The organism is Bradyrhizobium sp. OK095 (assembly GCF_900109945.1).
Lineage (GTDB): Bacteria > Pseudomonadota > Alphaproteobacteria > Rhizobiales > Xanthobacteraceae > Bradyrhizobium.
Genome location: NZ_FOBX01000017.1, coordinates 62464 through 80553 on the forward strand (window position 1 = coordinate 62464; position 18090 = coordinate 80553).

At 64.4% G+C, this 18090-nt stretch carries 12 protein-coding genes; 6 read left to right on the forward strand and 6 right to left on the reverse strand.

Going from position 1 to position 18090, the window contains the following annotated elements:
* The first annotated feature begins 142 nt into the window (after positions 1 to 142).
* Positions 143 to 3952 carry a YhdP family protein gene (locus BMW89_RS32610; RefSeq protein WP_177196495.1) on the forward strand — a complete coding sequence of 1270 codons (3810 nt, stop codon included), beginning with the start codon at positions 143 to 145 and terminating at the stop codon, positions 3950 to 3952.
* A gap of 128 nt (positions 3953 to 4080) precedes the next feature.
* On the opposite strand, the gene BMW89_RS32615 is transcribed toward BMW89_RS32610, so the two are convergent.
* From BMW89_RS32615 to tyrS, 5 genes are all read right to left on the reverse strand, one after another.
* Positions 4081 to 5775: a methyl-accepting chemotaxis protein gene (locus tag BMW89_RS32615; protein ID WP_092034394.1), complete on the reverse strand. Its 1695-nt coding sequence runs from the start codon at positions 5773 to 5775 to the stop codon at positions 4081 to 4083.
* A gap of 270 nt (positions 5776 to 6045) precedes the next feature.
* The gene (locus tag BMW89_RS32620; RefSeq protein WP_092034396.1) at positions 6046 to 7740 is read right to left on the reverse strand and encodes a methyl-accepting chemotaxis protein; all 1695 of its coding nucleotides are present in this window, start codon (positions 7738 to 7740) and stop codon (positions 6046 to 6048) included.
* Between the two features lie 362 nt (positions 7741 to 8102).
* Positions 8103 to 8540 (reverse strand): DoxX family protein, encoded by a 438-nt coding sequence (locus tag BMW89_RS32625; protein WP_092034399.1) that lies wholly within the window; start codon positions 8538 to 8540, stop codon positions 8103 to 8105.
* A gap of 220 nt (positions 8541 to 8760) precedes the next feature.
* The gene (locus tag BMW89_RS32630; RefSeq protein WP_092034401.1) at positions 8761 to 10017 is read right to left on the reverse strand and encodes an MFS transporter; all 1257 of its coding nucleotides are present in this window, start codon (positions 10015 to 10017) and stop codon (positions 8761 to 8763) included.
* A 57-nt stretch (positions 10018 to 10074) separates the two neighbouring features.
* Entirely contained in the window at positions 10075 to 11328 is a 1254-nt protein-coding gene (tyrS, locus tag BMW89_RS32635) for a tyrosine--tRNA ligase (protein WP_092034403.1), read from the reverse strand.
* A gap of 165 nt (positions 11329 to 11493) precedes the next feature.
* On the opposite strand from tyrS, the gene BMW89_RS32640 reads away from it, so the two are divergent.
* Positions 11494 to 12597 carry an anhydro-N-acetylmuramic acid kinase gene (locus BMW89_RS32640; RefSeq protein ID WP_092034406.1) on the forward strand — a complete coding sequence of 368 codons (1104 nt, stop codon included), beginning with the start codon at positions 11494 to 11496 and terminating at the stop codon, positions 12595 to 12597.
* A gap of 97 nt (positions 12598 to 12694) precedes the next feature.
* Positions 12695 to 13390, forward strand: coding sequence for a glutathione S-transferase family protein (locus BMW89_RS32645; RefSeq protein ID WP_092034408.1), 696 nt, complete (start codon positions 12695 to 12697; stop codon positions 13388 to 13390).
* 58 nt (positions 13391 to 13448) lie between these two features.
* On the opposite strand, the gene BMW89_RS32650 is transcribed toward BMW89_RS32645, so the two are convergent.
* Positions 13449 to 14096, reverse strand: a complete 648-nt coding sequence (locus tag BMW89_RS32650) for an alpha/beta hydrolase (protein ID WP_015686431.1) — start codon at positions 14094 to 14096, stop codon at positions 13449 to 13451.
* Positions 14097 to 14446: 350 nt separating this feature from the next.
* Here BMW89_RS32650 and BMW89_RS32655 point away from each other — a divergent pair, with 350 nt between their 5' ends.
* The 3 genes from BMW89_RS32655 (at position 14447) to sufC (ending at position 18081) form a co-directional block, all read left to right on the forward strand.
* Positions 14447 to 15586, forward strand: coding sequence for a cysteine desulfurase family protein (locus BMW89_RS32655; RefSeq protein ID WP_092034410.1), 1140 nt, complete (start codon positions 14447 to 14449; stop codon positions 15584 to 15586).
* A gap of 113 nt (positions 15587 to 15699) precedes the next feature.
* Positions 15700 to 17196 (forward strand): Fe-S cluster assembly protein SufB, encoded by a 1497-nt coding sequence (gene sufB, locus BMW89_RS32660; RefSeq protein WP_092034412.1) that lies wholly within the window; start codon positions 15700 to 15702, stop codon positions 17194 to 17196.
* Between the two features lie 132 nt (positions 17197 to 17328).
* Positions 17329 to 18081: a Fe-S cluster assembly ATPase SufC gene (gene sufC / locus BMW89_RS32665; protein ID WP_092034414.1), complete on the forward strand. Its 753-nt coding sequence runs from the start codon at positions 17329 to 17331 to the stop codon at positions 18079 to 18081.
* Positions 18082 to 18090 lie beyond the last annotated feature (9 nt).

Sequence of the window (18090 nt, forward strand, 5' to 3'; positions counted from 1 at the left end):
CGTCCGGTGTGCCGGAATCGCGCCCTCGGCTGGGCGAGTCTGACGGCGCCGGAGTATGGTTACAAGGAATTCCACGCACCACCCCACTGCTCGTTGAACGCGCTCCCGGGGCGAAATGACGAACAGCAGGAATAGTCGAGGTATGACGGCAGTGCCGGCGCAGGGAGCTTCGCTTCCCGCCGACGGCTGCGGTCCCGGTGGTGCCCAATCCTACGATGGGCGCCTGTATCGAGAGGCAATGGCAAGGAATACGTCGCCCCAGGATTACAATCGGGATCCCGATCGGCGCGGCGGCCAGTCTGAGCCGCAGCAATGGGACGACGCCGACTGGGATCCGGATCAGGAAGCGGCGGCGGGCCATCGGGCGCGCCGGCTGTTGTCGCGTTCCAGTTCGGGCTTCCATCGTTTTGGCGACGGGTTTGGGTCGTTGCGCCGCTCGCTGGGCGGAGGCCGCTGGCTGAAGCGGCTGGCCATCGTGGTCGGGGCTCTCGTCGTCATCTTCGTTGGTTGTTTCGGCGCGCTGTGGTGGCGGCTTGGCGCCGGTCCGATCAATCTCGATATCGCAACACCGTGGCTCGCTGCCGCCATCGAGGACAATATCGGTCACGGCAATACGGTCGAGATCGGCGGCACCCAGATTGAGCGGGCCGGACGGGTCCGCATCGCCGTCCGCATCCGCGACATCATCGTCCGCGACCACGACCACGCCATCGTCGCCACTGCGCCGAAGGCCGAGGTCAAGCTGTCGGGGGCGGGTCTGCTGATGGGGCACCTCCGCGCCGAGAGCCTCAACCTCGTCGATGCCGAGCTTGCGATCCGGATCGCCCCTGACGGGACCGTCACGGTGTCCGCCGGCGACACGGCCAAGCCGCTCGCGACCGGCGTCGCGTCGAAGAAGGAAGCGGGCCTGCCGCCGACATTCCCGCGCAATGGAGTTCCGCCACCGCCCTTCGGGACGGTGCCCGCAACGCCCGATGCGTCGCAAGCCGCACCGCAGGCAGCCGCGCAGAGCGGCGTTCTTCAGGGCCTCGACTGGCTCGACAGTCTGAGCATGACCGGCCTCGACGGCCAGAACCTCAACGAGATCGGTCTGAAGAACGGTAATCTGATCGTCGACGATCAGCAGCGCGGCAGCAAATGGTCGTTTGAGAACATCACGCTCAGCCTGCGTCGGCCGAGCCATGGCGGCGTCACGCTCAGTCTCGGCGAGGAGGGCGCGCGCCCGTGGTCGCTGCGGGCCACGATCGGCCCCGCCGAGAACGGCGTGCGCTCGGTCGATATCCGCGCCGACAAGGTCTCGACTGCCAACATCCTGTTGGCGCTGCGGGTCAAGGACCTCACCTATACCGCCGATCTGCCGCTGACCGGCGAGCTCAAGGGTGAGCTCGGCCGCGACGGCGTGCCGACCTTCTTCCGCGGCAAGGTCACGATCGGCGCGGGCAACATCATCGATACCGATACGCCCGATTATCCGATGGCGATCGACTCGGCCGAGATCAATATCGAGTGGGACGCCAACCGGCGCGTGCTGGTCGCGCCGTTCAAGATTCTCTCGGGCGCCAACCGTCTGACGCTTCTGGCGCATCTCGAACCGCCGAATGGCAGCATCAACGACTGGCAACTCGGCTTCAGCGGTGGATCGATCCTGCTCGGCGGTATCGACAACGAGCCGCCGCTCGTCTTCAACCGGATTGCGATCGGCTTCCGCTTCGACACCGACCACAAGCGTCTGCTGTTGACGCAGGCCGATATCAGCAATGGCGAGATCGGCGTCGCCGGCACCGGCGCCATCGACTATTCCGGCGAGCCGCGGCTGACGCTAGGCTTTGCGGGAACGCCGATGTCGGCCTCCGCGCTGAAGCGGATGTGGCCGACGCTCGTCGTTCCGGAGTTGCGCCAATGGGTGATCGAGCGGATCGATCGCGGTACGCTCCAGCGTATCGAGATCGGTATCAATTCGCCGACGAAGAACCTTCCGCGCAAGGGCCCACCGATCCCCGATGACGGTCTGTCGGTCAACATCGTGGCGAGCGGCGTCGCGGTCCGCCCGGTGGATGGCATGCCGGTCGTGCACGATGCCGATCTGAAGGCGCGCGTGACCGGGCGTACCGCGACCGTGACGATCGGGCAGGGCATTGCCGACACGCCTGCCGGCCGCAAGATCACGATCTCCGACTTCACCTTCGAGGTGCCTGATATGGCGCCCAAACCGTCGCCGTCGCGCACCAGATTCCGCGCCGATGGTCCGGTGCAGGCAGCTGCGGAAATTCTTTCCAATGATCGCCTGAGCGATCTGTCGGCGACCACCGTCGATCCCAACACCAGCAAGGGGACGTTCTCGGCGAACGTCCAGCTCGGCTTGCCCGTCAAGGGCGAGCTGACCAAGGCAGACACCATCTATGCCGTCACCGCCGATCTCAACGGCTTTGCCGCCGACAAGCTGGTGATGAACCAGAAGCTGGAGGCCAACAACCTCAAGATCGTCGCGAACAACCAGGGCTATCAGGTCAAGGGCGACGTCAAGATCAACGGGCAGGCCGCCTCGCTCGACTATCGCAAGCCGGCCGAGGGCGATGCGGACGTCAAGCTGCAGACGACGCTGGACGATGCCAGCCGCGCACGCCTCGGCTTCGACCTCAGCCCCGCCGTGAGCGGATCGCTGCCGATCAAGGTGTCCGGCAAGATTGCCGGCGGTCCCGACGCGACGACCAAGCTCGGCATCGAGGCCGACCTGACCTCGGTCAAGCTCGACAACATCCTGCCCGGCTGGGTCAAGCTGCCCGGCAAATCAGGCAAGGCCAGCTTCAAGGTGGTGCCGACGGCGCAATCGACGCGGCTGGAGGACATCGTCATCGAAGGCGGCGGCGCCTCGATCAAGGGCTCGCTGGAAGTCGATCCGAACGGCGACCTCATCAATGCGAACTTCCCGACCTATTCGCCGTCCGACGGCGACAAGGCGTCACTGAAGGTCGAGCGCGGCCAGGACGGCGTGGTCAAAGGCACGATGCGCGGCGACGTGTTCGACGGTCGCGGCTTCCTGAAATCGGCGATCTCGGGCAATTCCAAGGACGATTCCAAGAACAAGATGAAGAACGTCGATTTCGACATCGACGTGAAGCTCGGTGCCGTCATGGGTTTCAATGGCGAGGCGATGCGCAGCGTCGACGCCAAGATGTCGCGCCGTAGCGGCACGGTCAAAGCCTTCACGCTGAACGGCAGGATCGGCAAGGACACGCCGGTTGCCGCCGATTTGCGCGGCGGCCGCACCCAGGGCAGCCGCGAGGTGATCTACCTCCAGACCAACGACGCGGGCTCGCTGCTGAAATTCACCGACACCTACACCAAGGCGGTCGGCGGCCAGATGGTGGTGGCGATGGAGCCGCCGGGCTCCGAGCCGAACACGTCGCGCGAAGGCCTCATCAACGTGCGCGACTTCACGGTGAAGGGCGAGGCGCAGCTCGAACGCGTCGCCGCAGGCGCGCCCAACGGCACCGGCAACGGCATCTCCTTCAGCGCACTGCGCGCCGAGTTCACGCGGCAGAACGGCGCGCTCACGATCCGCGATGGCGTCGTCAAGGGCCCGATGATCGGCGCCACCATAGAAGGCTCGATCGACTATCCCGGCAACCAGGTCTGCATGAGCGGCACCTTCGTGCCGATGTATGGCGTCAACAACATCTTCGGCCAGATTCCGCTGTTCGGCATCTTCCTCGGCAACGGCAACAACGAGGGATTGATCGGCGTCACCTACGAGGTCGTCGGCACGCCGGCCACGCCCGTGATGCGCGTCAATCCGATCTCGGCGATGGCCCCGGGCCTGTTCCGCAAGATCTTCGAATTCAACACCGGCAAGCAGAACACGCCGTTCGAGGAATTCCCCTCGCAGTCGAACGACGGTTCGACCGGATCGACACGCCAGCTTTCGAGCGGCTGCAGTCTCGCGCGGCGGTAGCAAAGCCAAGCTGCTTTTCCAGCGTCATGGCCGGGCTTGTCCGGCCATCCACGCCCTTCGACATCGCCAAAACGTGGATGCCCGGGACAAGCCCGGGCATGACGATCTCCCAGGAATGTTCTGCGTGACTACGCGGCGCGCACGCCGGCCAGGAACGTGCCGACTTCGCCGGAGAGTTGCTCGGCTTGCTTGGAGAGGTTGCTGGCCGCCGTGAGCACCATGCCGGCGGCGTTGCCGGTCTCGTTCGCTGCGGTGCTGACGACGCCGATATTGGTGGTGACTTCCTTGGTGGCTTCCGCCGTCTGCGAGACGCTGCGGGCGATCTCGGCGGTGGCGGCACCTTGCTCCTCGATGGCGGCGCCGATCGAGGTGGCGATGCGGCTGACCTCCTCGATGGTGGCGGTGATGCCGCCGATGGCGTCCACGGCCTCCTTGGTCGCGCCCTGGATCTGCGCGATCTTGTCACCGATCTCGCGGGTGGCTTCCGCAGTCTGGCTCGCGAGCGACTTCACTTCGGACGCAACGACGGCAAAGCCGCGGCCGGCTTCACCTGCGCGTGCGGCCTCGATGGTAGCATTGAGCGCAAGCAGGTTGGTCTGCGCCGCGATGCTGGAGATCAGCTCGGCGACGTGCTCGATCTGCTGGGCACCGTCGGAGAGGGCGCGGACGATGGTGTCGGTGCGGCGCGCGCTGTCCACCGCGCGTCCGGTGACCTCGGCGGACTGCGCGACCTGACGGCTGATCTCGGTGATGGAAGAGGAGAGCTCTTCGGCGGCGGCCGCGACCGTCTGGACGCGCTGGCTGGCCTCAGTTGCAGCGGAGCCGACCACGGCGGCGCGACGGTTGGTGCCTTCGGCGGTGGACGACATCGACTTGGCGGTGGTCTCGAGCTCGCCGGAGCCCGAGGCCATCAGGCCGACGAGCTGGCCGACGGACGCGTCGAAGCGGTCGGCGAGCGAGATCAGGGCGTCGCGCTTCTCCTGCTCGTTGCGGGTCTTGGCGGCGACCTGCTCGGCCTCCAGGTTGCGCGCGGTCAGCGCGGTTTGCCTGAGCACTTCGAGCGTCTCGGCCATGCGGCCGATCTCGTCGCCACGATCGGTCTCCTCGACCGGCTGGTCGATGGCGCCTTCGGAGATTTCCTGCATGCGGTTCTTCTGGCGGTCGAGGGCACCGAGCACGTCGCGGGCGATCAGCCAGGACAAGGTGGCCATCAGCAGCATCAGGCCGACACCGATCGCGGCGAGCTCCAGCGTCAGCGCACGCACGTCGGCATCGATGTCGTCGACATAGAGGCCGTAGGCAATCGCGACGTTCCAGGGCGCGAACTGGCGCGCGAATATCAGTTTGCGAACCGGCTCGGTCTGGCCCGGACGCGGGAAGAGATAGGACAGGATGGCGCCTTCAGCGGCCTGCTTGGCCACGTTCACCGTGGCATCGCCGATCACGATGCCATTGGCATCCTTGATCCCGTTGTTCTTGCCCTCGAACTGGGGCGCGCCGCCGTTCATCATCACCGTTGAATCGGCGGTGTAGACCACGGGATAGCCTTGGCCGCCGTTGAACTTCATTCCCCGGCCGCGCAGCTTGAACTGGGCCTGCGCATCGGCCAGCGTCATCTTGCCGGCGGTAACCTCGTCCTGGAGCGATTGCGCGAAGCCGTGCAGCAGATCGACCGCCGTCTGCATCTGGCGCGCGCGGTCTTCGAGCATGCGGGTCTTGCTGAGATAGGCAGATGCGACGATGAGGGCGGTGACCGTGAGCGCCGCAAGCGCGACCATGCTGGTGAGCTTGGTACGAATCTTCAGGTGACTGAGCAGCGTCATGACGGCCTCGCGAACGGTTGTAAAAGGCTTGTTCTCGCGCAGCCGTATCAGGAAGTTCTTACCATTCCTGAATGCAGGGAATGACGCGTTCAGGTGCGGCGCAATCCGCGCAGCCGTGGACACGCATATGCAGATGGAACGCCGCCGCTTGCGGCGACGTGTCCAGGAAAGCATGGGGGTATGCTCGTGTTCGCGTAATCAGGCGGTCCGATCGAGGCAGCGATTCGCTGATGCCTCGGCGCACTCGGACCAGCGCAGATGTTGCGCCGCTTACGCCGCGCGCACGCCGGCCAGGAACGTGCTGACTTCGCCCGAGAGTTGCTCGGCCTGCTTGGAGAGGTTGCTGGCCGCCGTGAGCACCATGCCGGCGGCATTGCCGGTCTCGTTCGCCGCGGTGCTGACGACGCCGATATTGGTGGTGACTTCCTTGGTCGCCTCCGCGGTCTGCGAGACGCTGCGGGCGATCTCGGCGGTGGCAGCGCCTTGCTCCTCGATGGCCGCGCCGATCGAGGTGGCGATCCGGCTGACCTCCTCGATGGTGGCGGTGATGCCGCCGATGGCGTCCACGGCCTCCTTGGTCGCGCCCTGGATCTGCGCGATCTTGTCGCCGATCTCGCGGGTGGCTTCCGCAGTCTGGCTCGCCAGTGACTTCACTTCGGATGCGACGACGGCAAAGCCGCGGCCGGCTTCACCGGCGCGTGCGGCCTCGATGGTGGCATTGAGCGCGAGCAGGTTGGTCTGCGCGGCGATGCTGGAGATCAGCTCGGCAACGTGCTCGATCTGCTGGGCGCCGTCGGAGAGGGCGCGCACGATGGTGTCGGTGCGGCGTGCGCTGTCGACGGCGCGTCCGGTGACCTCAGCGGATTGCGCTACCTGACGGCTGATCTCGGTGATGGAGGAGGAAAGCTCCTCGGCGGCGGCCGCGACCGTCTGGACGCGCTGGCTGGCTTCAGTGGCGGCGGAGCCGACCACAGCGGCGCGACGGTTGGTGCCTTCCGCAGTGGACGACATCGACTTGGCGGTGGTCTCGAGCTCGCCGGAGCCCGAGGCCATCAGGCCGACGAGCTGGCCGACGGACGCGTCGAAGCGGTCGGCGAGCGAGATCAGGGCATCGCGCTTTTCCTGCTCGTTGCGGGTCTTGGCGACGACCTGCTCGGCCTCCAGGTTGCGCGCGGTCAGCGCGGTTTGCCTGAGCACTTCGAGCGTCTCGGCCATGCGGCCGATCTCGTCGCCACGATCGGTCTCCTCGACCGGCTGGTCGATGGCGCCTTCGGAGATTTCCTGCATGCGGTTCTTCTGGCGGTCGAGGGCACCGAGCACGTCGCGGGCGATCAGCCAGGACAAGGTGGCCATCAGCAGCATCAGGCCGAGGCCAACCGCAGCGAGCTCCAGCGCCAGCGCGCGCACATCGGCGTCGATGTCGTCGACATAGAGGCCGTAGCTGATCGTCGCGTTCCAGGGCGCGAACTTGCGCGCGAACACGGTCTTGCGCACCGCCTCTGTCTGGCCGGGGCGGGGATAAAGGTAGGATGTCACGCCGCCCTGGGCGTTCTGGGCAGCGATGTTGATGATCGCATCGGCGATCATGACGCCGTTGGCGTCGACGGCGCCCGTGATCTTGCCTTCGAGCTGTTGATTGGCGCCGTTCACGAGCAGCGAGGTGTCGGGATTGTAGACGACAGGGTAGCCCTGATTGCCGTTGAAGGTCATACGCCGGCCACGCATGTGGAACTGGGCCTTGGCCTCGGCCTGCGTCAGCTTGCCGGCGGTGACGTCATCCTGAACCGACTGTGCCAAGCTATAGAGCATGTCGACCGCGGTCTTCATCTGCTGGACCCGGTCCTCCATCATGCGGCTCTTGCTGAGGAAGGCTGATACCGCGATGATGGCCGTGACTGTGAGAGCCGCAAGGCAGACCATGCTGGTGAGCTTGGTGCGGATTTTCAGATGGCTCAGCAGCTTCATCACAGCCTCTACGAACTGGTTGTTATTGCTCGCATCGGTAGCATGAAGTTCTTACTAATCATGAACATAGCCATGCGGCAGCCCGTCGCGCACGCGATCGTCCGCAGCCCTATGCGCAACCGTGCAGGCCAATCGTCGTGCGTCGGCGCATGCTGGAGACTATCGATCTCAGACTTTGGTGATCATCGCGCTCGGCTGGAACTGCAATGAACCGATTCGTTCACCGCATCATCATGTCCGTGCTGCTCGTCGCGGCGCTCGTCCTTATCTGGAACGTGCTGGGTCCGCGCTGAGACGGCACCGGCAAATCTGCCGGTGCCGTCTTGTTCGTCCTGTTACGCGCGCGTTAATCGCGGGGCGCGTCAGCGCCGGGCGTAGGCACCGCCCGCCGCGTCGCTCTCCTTGCCCATTGCAGCGTCAGCGCTGATCGAGCCGCCGCCCGCTGCCGAGAGATAGAGGCAGCCGAAGCAGAACAGGATCGCGGCGGTGCCGCCATTGAGCAGCGGCAGGAACACCGGCGTGCCGGTCTTGAGCATGTGACCCATGAAGTAGGCGAAGGCCATTTCACCCGCGAGGATGAACGCCGAGAGCCGGGTGAACAGGCCGAGCATCAGGGTCGCGCCGAGCACCAGCTCAAGCGTACCTGCCGCGTAGATCAGCGGCGGGATGTCCGCGAAGTAGGGGAGCACCGGAAACTTGAACAGCTTGGCGACGCCATACTGGAACAGCAAGAGGCCGGTGATGAAGCGAAACAGGCTCAAGAGAACCGGTTGAAAGCGAGTGAGATAGGGAAAGTTCATTGGTTTGTGCCCTCCATCCAATGTCGCGACTTGGACCGCATTCGGTTCCGCCTCGCAAGCTGTGGTCCGTCAATTCGCGCTGACAATTTTGTCATGTCGGACAAAACACCGCAGGCTGGGATTTCAGCCACGTGCGCTCCGCATTTTTTACGCGCATTCGCGTCGTGCCCATCCGTAATTTTCCGGTGACACGAATGCGCTCAGGTTACCTCTGGGAGACCTAGCGCCGCAAGGCGGGCACGATCAGGAATGGAATCATTCCGAGGATCACGCTCGCAAGTGCGAAGACCAGCAGCGCATTGTAGCCATGGGTGGCGTCATGGATCAGGCCGCCGCTCCAGGAGCCGAATGCCGAGCCGAGGCCGCTGCCGATCGAGATGGTGCCGTAGATCGTGCCCATCCGCTTGCCCTGGAAGATCCGCATCGCGGTCGCGCTGATCAGCGGGCCACGCGAGCCCATCATGCTGCCGAAGCAGACGACGAAGCCGGTGAGCAGAAGGATGTTCGGGGAATATTGCAGCAGCCAGAGCAGGGCGATGCCGAGGATCGAGATCGCGTAGCTCAGCAGCACGGACGGTCGGCGCCCGATCAGGCCGTCGAGCGCGGAGACCCCCAGCATCCCGAACACCAGGACGACGCCCGAAAAGCCCCAGGCGGTCGCGGCCTGCAGCGGCGGGAAGCCGGCATCGATCAGATAGGCCACGATCTGGGCTGCGATCGCATACATGCCGACGGCGGTGAAGAAGAAGGTCGAGAACAGCGCCCAGAAGGCGTGGTGACGCATCGCGCGGAGAAGCGTCCAGCCGCTGTCGACGAAATCAGGGTCGGTCCTCTTCACGACATGCGGCGAGCCCGCAGCGAACAACCGCCACGGCAGCAGCATGAGCGGCACCAGCAGGCCCAGTGCTGCGAAGCCGAACAGCTGGTAGGTGTCGCGCCAGCCGATGTGATCGATCAGAAGCTGCGAGGCCGGCAGCAACGCCAGCACGCCGCCGCCCATCGCCGAATACACCACCGACATTGCGGTTGGCAGGCGCGGCCCGAACCAGCGGCCGAGCAGGATCGAGTTCGGCACGATGCCGATGAAGGCGACGCCGATGCCGACGCAGAGGCCGATCGAGAGCTGGAACTGCCACAGGTGCTGCGCGTGGGCCGCAATCAGGAAGGCCGCGCCGAGCAGCAGCAGGCCGAGCGCATAGACGATGCGCGGTCCGGAATGGTCGAACAAGCGTCCGACGAAGGGGGCGGTGAGACCGCTCGCGAGCCAGGTGAGCGAATAGACCGAGACGATCTGCGCGCGGTCCCAGCCAAAGCTTTCCGAGATCGGCTTGAGGAATACCGTAAAGCTGTCGCCGAGCCCGCGGCCCAGCACGGCCAGCGTGAACAAGAGCGCAAGCACGGTGAGCGCGATGCGCACGGCGCCTTGCTCTGTCCGCGCGTTTTCCCCGATCGCTTCCTTGGGCGTGTTCTGATCCATTGCCGGTCAGGGAGCGCGCTTCGGCGCGCCCTGACAAGCAGCGAAAAGCTCATACGCCTATGCAGGCCTGATCAGGACGTGCTTCTTCTTGCCGAAGGACAATTTGATCACGCCTTCCGGCGTCAGATTGGCCGCTGATAGCGCCATCTTCTCGTCGGTGACGGGCTCGTCGTTGACGCGCAGGCCGCCGCCCTTGATCTGGCGTCGTGCCTCGCCGTTGGAGGCAACGAGACCTGCCTTGACGAAGGCGTTGAGCACGCCGAGGCCGGCGTCCAGCTCGCCGCGCGGAATTTCCACGGTCGGCAGCGTCTCGGCGAGTGCGCCTTCCTCAAAAGTGCGGCGCGCGGTTTCGGCCGCTTCGTTTGCGGCGTCGCGGCCGTGCAGCAGCGCGGTCGCCTCAGTGGCGAGCACCTTCTTGGCCTCGTTGATCTCGGAGCCGCCGAGCGCCTCGAGCTTCCTGATCTCGCTCATCGGCAGCGTCGTGAACAGTTTCAGGAACTTGCCGACGTCGGCGTCCTCGGTGTTGCGCCAGTATTGCCAGAAATCGTAAGGGCTGAACTGGTCGGCGTTGAGCCACACCGCGCCCTGCGCGGTCTTGCCCATCTTGGCGCCTGAGGCCGTCGTCAGCAGCGGCGTCGTCAGCGCGAACAGCTGGTGCGTGCCCATGCGGCGGCCGAGATCGACGCCCATGATGATGTTGCCCCACTGGTCCGATCCGCCCATCTGCAAATGGCAGCCGGTCCGCTTGGCCAGCTCGACGAAGTCGTAGGCCTGGCAGATCATATAGTTGAACTCGATGAAGCTCATCTCCTGCTCGCGCTCGAGGCGCAGGCGCACGGAGTCCATCGTCAGCATGCGGTTGACCGAAAAGTGCCGGCCGACGTCGCGCAGCATCTCGATCCAGTTCAGCTTGGTCAGCCACTCCGCATTGTCGAGCATGATGGCATCGCTCTTGCCATTGCCGTAGTTGAGTACCTTGGCGAACACGCCGCGGATCGACTCCTTGTTGGACTCGATCTCGGCAACGGTGCGGATTGCGCGCGTCTCGTCCTTGCCGGAGGGGTCGCCGACCATAGTGGTGCCGCCGCCCATCAGCGTGATCGGCTTGTTGCCGGACTGCTGGAGCCAGTGCAGCATCATCATGGTCAGGTAATTGCCGATATGCAGCGAGCGCGCGGTGCAATCGTAGCCGACATAGGCGGTCACTTCGCCCTTGGCGGCGAGCGCGTCCAGCCCCTCGAAATCGGAGCACTGGTGGATGAATCCACGTTCCCTGAGGGTGTTGAGGAAATCCGATTTAAATGCAGTCATCTGTCGGCATGCCTGACAATTCTTGGTTTACTGTTTTGGGCGCAATTTAAGGGTCTTCCGTGGGAACTCGATTGCTGCCCGCCACTTTGGCCTGTGGCATTATAAGATGTGTCCCTCTGGCACAAGATCGGCATGCCAGAGTGGGGTTTTGAGGACGCTGATCCCATGATGTTGACGGCACTCGGTTTGATGAGCGGCACCTCGCTGGACGGGGTGGATATCGCGCTGATCGAAACCGACGGAAAGCAGGTAAAGGCGTTCGGGCCCTCTGGTTACCGGCCCTATAGCCCGGCCGAGCGCAGTCTGCTGCGGCAGGCGCTGAGCGAGGCCGTGCACCTGCCGCAACGCGATGCCCGGCCGGGCATTCTGGCCGAGGCCGAGCGCGCGGTAACGCAGGCGCATGCCGAGGCCGTGGCCGCCTTCGTCGCCCAGAACCGCATGAAGCCGGAAGACATCGACATCGTCGGTTTCCACGGCCAGACCGTGCTGCACCGCCCGGAGCGGCGGCTGACGGTGCAGATCGGCGACGCGCCGGCGCTGGCGAGGGCGATCCATATCCCCGTGATGCACGATTTCCGCGCCGCCGACGTCGAGGCCGGGGGCCAGGGCGCGCCGTTCGTGCCGGTCTACCACCGGGCGCTCGCCAACTCGCTGGAGCGCGAGGGGCCGATTGTCGTGGTCAATATCGGCGGCGTCTCCAACATCACCTATATCGACGGCAATGACACGCTGATTGCCTGCGACACCGGGCCCGGCAACGCGCTGCTCGACGATTTCATGTACCGCACCATGAACCAGGCGTTCGATGCGGAGGGCAAGTTCGCAGCACTCGGCAAGGCCGACGCGGCCTGGATCGCACGCGCCCTGGAGCTGCCGTTCTTCGCGGTGTCGCCGCCGAAATCGCTCGATCGCAACGACTTTGCGGCGCTCAAGCTCGGCGATGTGGCGCCGGCAGATGGTGCCGCGACGCTGACCGCCTTCACCGCAGCCGCAATCGCCCGCATCGTTCCGCTGCTGCCGCGGCGGCCGCGCAGCTGGATCGTCTGCGGCGGCGGCGCCCGCAACCTCACCATGCTGCGGATGCTCAGGGAGCAGGTGGGATCGGCGACCGTCGAGCCCGCGGAGACGCTCGGCTGGGCCTCCGATGCCATCGAGGCGCAAGCCTTCGGCTTCCTCGCCGCCCGCGGCCTGAAGGGCCTGCCGCTGTCCTATCCGGCCACCACGGGCGTGCCGATGCCGATGACGGGCGGGGTGATCGCGCGGCCCTGAGGTCACGGGCGGTCGATGCAAATGCATGGACCTTGACGAGTTCATGCAGATGCATCTATCTTGACGGCGATGACATCAAACCGCCGGGATCGCCACCATGACCGCTTCACCTAACAAGCCCGCTTCGCTCAAACTGATCAGCCACAAGCTTTGCCCCTATGTGCAGCGTGCCGTGATCGCGCTGAAAGAGAAGGGCGTGCCGTTCGAGCGGATCGACATCGACCTCGCCAACAAGCCTGACTGGTTCTTAAAGCTGTCGCCACTCGGGAAGGTGCCGGTGCTGGTGGTGACGACGGACAAGGGCGACGTCGCTCTGTTCGAGAGCAACGTGATCTGCGAATACATCGAGGAGACGCAAGGTGGTGCGAAGCTGCATCCGGCAGATGCATTGAAGCGTGCCGAGCACCGCGCCTGGATGGAGTTCGGCTCGGCGACCCTCGGCGATCTCTGGGGGCTGGAGACCACGACGGATCCAGCGACGTTCGAGAGCAAGCGCCAGGCGCTTGCGGCGAAGTTCGTGCGTGTCGAAGCTGCGCTTGGTGAGGGCCCGTATTTCGCAGGCGAGGCGTTCAGCCTGGTCGACGCGGTGTTCGCGCCGGTCTTCCGCTATTTCGACCTGTTCGACCAACTGACCGAGCACGGCATCTTCCGCGATGTGCCGAAGGTGCGGGCGTGGCGAGCTGCGCTGGCGCAGCGTCCGAGCGTGAGCACCGCGGTCGGCGCCGACTATCCGCAATTGCTGCGCGCGTTCCTCGTGCGTCACGACGCGCATCTGCTCAAGCTCGCGGCTTGAGCGGAGCGCTTGGTTTCGTAGCCCGGATGGAGCGAAGCGCAATCCGGGCTACAGAGCTTCAGCGCACGTTGGCGAGACGCATGTCGAGATACGCGGTGATGGTTTCCATCAGCGGCTCGAGCTTGGCGTCGAAGAAGTGGTTGGCGCCGGGGATGATCTGCTGGTCGATCACGATGCCCTTCTGCGTCTTCAGCTTCTCGACCAGCGTGTTGACGTCCTTGGGCGGCACCACCGCATCCTTCTCGCCGTGCACGATCAGGCCCGACGACGGGCAGGGCGCAAGGAACGAGAAGTCATAGAGATTGGCGGGCGGCGCGATCGAGATGAAGCCTTCGACCTCGGGGCGGCGCATCAAGAGCTGCATGCCGATCCAGGCGCCGAAGGAGAAGCCGGCGACCCAGCAGGCGCGCGCTTCTGGATTGATGGTCTGCGCCCAGTCGAGCGCTGCTGCGGCGTCCGACAATTCGCCGGTGCCGTGGTCGAACGAGCCCTGGCTGCGGCCGACGCCGCGGAAATTGAAGCGCAGCACCGAGAAGCCGCGATGCGCGAAGGCGTAGTAGCACTGGTAGATGATCTGATGATTCATCGTGCCGTGAAACTGCGGATGCGGATGCAGGACCATCGCGATCGGCGCGTTCTTCTGCTTGGCCGGGTGATAGCGGCCTTCGAGACGGCCGGCGGGGCCGGTGAAAATAACTTCAGGCATCGATGATCTCTTGATTGATTTCCTGGAGAGATGATCCGCAGCAATCAACCGATTGTAGCCTCATCGGCAACGATGCCGACGGAAGCGCGAATTGAAGGATGGAGCGGGGTGCCCTCGGATGACGCGCGAGCGGCGCGCCGTGAACTGACGCGCGCGTTCTAACATGAGGCGTGGGTCAAAAAGCAAGCATCTTGAACATCCCGCAATGGGGTCAACGTGTTAGCGCGTCACCGCGGTGTCATGGCCAAACCTGGATCTGGAATCGCGGTTGCCAAGCGTCCGTCAGGGGCCCATGTCGGGAGCGGCGGCGGGCGGAGCAGGTCCCGCGCGCAGGGTAATATATTACTTTCATGCCTGATCGCGTCTATCTCGACTGGAATGCGACCACGCCACTCCGCGCTGAAGCGCGGAACGCAATGCTTGCCGCTTGGGAGCTGATCGGCAACCCGTCCTCGGTCCATGCCGAGGGGCGGGAGGCGCGACGGCTGGTCGAGGACGCGCGTGCGGCGCTTGCGGCAGCGGTCGGGGCGCTGCCGCGGAACGTCGTCTTCACCTCCGCCGGAACCGAGGCCAATGGGCTGGCGCTGTCACCCGGCCTGCGGGGACCGTCCCGCGGCCCCGTCGCGCGGCTGCTGGTCTCGGCCATCGAGCATGCCTCGGTACTGGCGGGCGGCCGGTTCCCGGCGGACAAGGTCGGCCATATCAGGGTGACGCGCACCGGCGTGGTCGATCTCGATCATCTGAATGCGCTGCTCAAGGACGGTCCACCGACCCTGGTCTCGATCATGGCGGCCAACAACGAGACCGGCGCACTCCAGCCGATCGCCGAAGCCGCCCGGATCGTTCATGACGCCGGAGGCCTCCTGCATGTCGATGCGATCCAGGCACTGGGCAAAATTGCGTTCAATATTAACGCGGTAGGCGCGGACCTTGCGACCTTTTCTGCGCACAAGATCGGCGGCCCCAAGGGCGTGGGCGCGCTGGTGGTGGCGGAAGGCCTTGCAGGATTGGAGCCGGTGCTGCGGGGCGGAGGGCAGGAGCTCAATCGCCGCGCCGGAACCGAGAACGTCGCCGGTATCGCCGGCTTTGGTGCGGCGGTGAAGGCCGCGCTTCAGGCTCTGCCGGAGGATGGAGAGCGGATTGTAACCCTCAGAAAATGCTTGGAAAATGGCATCTTCGCCATAGCCGGGGCGGCCGTCTTCTCTGACGATGTGGGCCGGTTGCCAAATACCGTTCTGTTCACCGCGCCCGGGCTCAAGGCCGAAACGGCCGTGATCGGATTCGATCTCGAAGGCATCGCCGTATCCTCCGGTTCGGCCTGCTCCTCCGGCAAGGTCCAGCCGTCCCACGTGCTCTCGGCGATGGGGTTCGACCCCGCAATCGCCCAGGGAGCGGTGCGCCTCAGTCTGGGCTGGTCCACGGAACCAGATGACATCAACAGGGCGTTAGAGGCTTGGCGAAAGCTTGGTAATACCCTACTTAGACGCTAAGCGACGAAACACGGCTTGAACGGTTCTAAGCCCGTGCTTTCTGCCGAAAAACATCGTAATACTCGTCCGAGTTTGATCCACCGTGGTCCTTGAAACCACGAGCGGAGGATAGAATGCCAGCCGTGCAAGAGACGGTCGATCGCGTGAAGCGCATCGACGTCGACCAGTATCGTTATGGGTTTGAGACCCTGATCGAATCCGACAAGGCCCCCAAGGGGCTCTCGGAAGACACCGTCAAGTTCATTTCCGCGAAGAAGAACGAGCCCGCCTGGATGCTCCAGTGGCGGCTTGAGGCCTATCGGCGCTGGCTGACCATGACCGAGCCGACCTGGGCGCGCGTCGACTATCCCAAGATCGACTTCCAGGACCTCTATTACTATTCGGCCCCGAAGCCGAAGAAGACGATCAACTCGCTCGACGAGATCGATCCGGAGATCCTGAAGACCTACGAGAAGCTCGGCATTCCCCTGCGCGAAGTCGCCATGCTCGAAGGCGTCGAGCCCAAGCCCGGCGAGCAAGATCCTAACAGGCGCAAGATCGCGGTCGACGCTGTCTTCGATTCGGTCTCGGTTGCGACCACCTTCCAGGCAGAGCTGAAGAAGGCCGGCGTGATCTTCATGCCGATCTCGGAGGCGATCCGCGAGCATCCCGAGCTGGTGCAGAAATATCTCGGCTCCGTGGTGCCGACCTCTGACAATTTCTATGCGACGTTGAATTCAGCGGTGTTCTCCGACGGCTCGTTCGTCTATGTGCCGCCGGGCGTGCGCTGCCCGATGGAGCTGTCGACCTATTTCCGCATCAACGAGCGCAATACCGGCCAGTTCGAGCGCACGCTGATCATCGCCGACAAGGGCTCCTACGTCAGCTATCTCGAAGGCTGCACCGCGCCGCAGCGCGATGAGAACCAGCTGCACGCCGCCGTGGTCGAGCTCGTCACGCACGACGATGCCGAGATCAAATATTCGACGGTGCAGAACTGGTATCCCGGCAATTCGGAAGGCAAGGGCGGCATCTACAATTTCGTCACCAAGCGTGGTGACTGCCGTGGCAACAATTCCAAGATTTCCTGGACCCAGGTCGAGACTGGTTCGGCGATCACCTGGAAATATCCGAGCTGCATTCTCCGCGGCGACAATTCCCGTGGTGAATTCTATTCGATCGCGATCTCGAACGGACATCAGCAGGTCGACAGCGGCACCAAGATGATCCATCTCGGCAAGAACACGTCGAGCCGCATCATCTCCAAGGGCATCGCCGCCGGCAAGTCGCAGAACACCTATCGCGGCCTCGTCACGGCACATCGCAAGGCCACCGGCGCGCGCAACTTCACCGCCTGCGATTCCTTGTTGATCGGCGACAAATGCGGCGCGCACACCGTGCCGTACATCGAAGCCAAGAACTCGTCGGCGACGTTCGAGCACGAGGCGACGACGTCAAAGATCTCCGAGGACGTGCTGTTCTACTGCATCCAGCGCGGCCTTAGCCAAGAAGAAGCCGTCGGCCTCGTCGTCAACGGTTTCGTGAAAGACGTGCTGCAGCAACTGCCGATGGAATTCGCGGTGGAAGCGCAGAAGCTGATCTCGATCTCGCTTGAAGGGTCGGTCGGCTAGCCCCGGCCTCATCCTGAGGAGGCCGCGGAAGCGGCCGTCTCGAAGGATGGATACCGGAAAGATTGTTGGCCTCAATCCTTCGAGACGCGCCTTCGGCGCTCCTCAGGATGAGGAGATAGATGGAAAAACATAATGGTTTTGCTTGAAGTGAAAGACCTGCAGGTTCGTGTCGAGGAGCGTGAGATTCTCCACGGGCTGACGCTGACCGTGAACGAGGGCGAGATCCACGCGATCATGGGGCCGAACGGCTCCGGCAAGTCGACGCTCTCCCACGTCATCGCCGGCAAGCCCGGCTATGAGGTGACCGGCGGCCAGATCCTGTTCAAGGGTGACGACCTCCTGGAGATGAAGCCTGAAGAGCGCGCCGCCAAGGGCGTGTTCCTGGCGTTCCAGTATCCGGTCGAGATTCCCGGTGTCACCACCATGAATTTCCTCCGGACCGCGCTGAATGCGCAGCGCAAGGCGCGCGGCGAGACCGAGCTGATGGTGCCGGACTTCCTGAAGAAGGTCCGCGAAGTCTCGAAGTCGCTGAACATCCCGCAGGACATGCTCAAGCGCGGCGTCAATGTCGGCTTCTCCGGCGGCGAGAAGAAGCGCAACGAGGTGCTGCAGATGGCGCTGTTCGAGCCGAGCCTGTGCATCCTCGACGAGATGGATTCCGGCCTCGACATCGACGCGCTGCGCATCGCGGCCGACGGCGTCAACGCGCTGCATTCGCCCAAGCGTGCGATGGTCGTCATCACCCATTATCAGCGGCTGCTCAACTACATCGTGCCCGACATCGTGCACGTGATGTCGAAGGGCCGCGTCGTGAAGAGCGGCGGCAAGGAACTGGCGCTGGAGCTGGAAGCATCCGGCTACGCCCAGTTCGAGGACGCTGCGTAAGGATTGTTT

Coding starts and splice junctions, on each gene's coding strand:
- BMW89_RS32610 (WP_177196495.1), top strand. CDS start 143: ATGACGGCAGTGCCGGCGCAGGGAGCTTCGCTTCCCGCCGACGGCTGC.
- BMW89_RS32615 (WP_092034394.1), bottom strand. CDS start 5,775: ATGACGCTGCTCAGTCACCTGAAGATTCGTACCAAGCTCACCAGCATG.
- BMW89_RS32620 (WP_092034396.1), bottom strand. CDS start 7,740: ATGAAGCTGCTGAGCCATCTGAAAATCCGCACCAAGCTCACCAGCATG.
- BMW89_RS32625 (WP_092034399.1), bottom strand. CDS start 8,540: ATGAACTTTCCCTATCTCACTCGCTTTCAACCGGTTCTCTTGAGCCTG.
- BMW89_RS32630 (WP_092034401.1), bottom strand. CDS start 10,017: ATGGATCAGAACACGCCCAAGGAAGCGATCGGGGAAAACGCGCGGACA.
- tyrS (WP_092034403.1), bottom strand. CDS start 11,328: ATGACTGCATTTAAATCGGATTTCCTCAACACCCTCAGGGAACGTGGA.
- BMW89_RS32640 (WP_092034406.1), top strand. CDS start 11,494: ATGATGTTGACGGCACTCGGTTTGATGAGCGGCACCTCGCTGGACGGG.
- BMW89_RS32645 (WP_092034408.1), top strand. CDS start 12,695: ATGACCGCTTCACCTAACAAGCCCGCTTCGCTCAAACTGATCAGCCAC.
- BMW89_RS32650 (WP_015686431.1), bottom strand. CDS start 14,096: ATGCCTGAAGTTATTTTCACCGGCCCCGCCGGCCGTCTCGAAGGCCGC.
- BMW89_RS32655 (WP_092034410.1), top strand. CDS start 14,447: ATGCCTGATCGCGTCTATCTCGACTGGAATGCGACCACGCCACTCCGC.
- sufB (WP_092034412.1), top strand. CDS start 15,700: ATGCCAGCCGTGCAAGAGACGGTCGATCGCGTGAAGCGCATCGACGTC.
- sufC (WP_092034414.1), top strand. CDS start 17,329: ATGGTTTTGCTTGAAGTGAAAGACCTGCAGGTTCGTGTCGAGGAGCGT.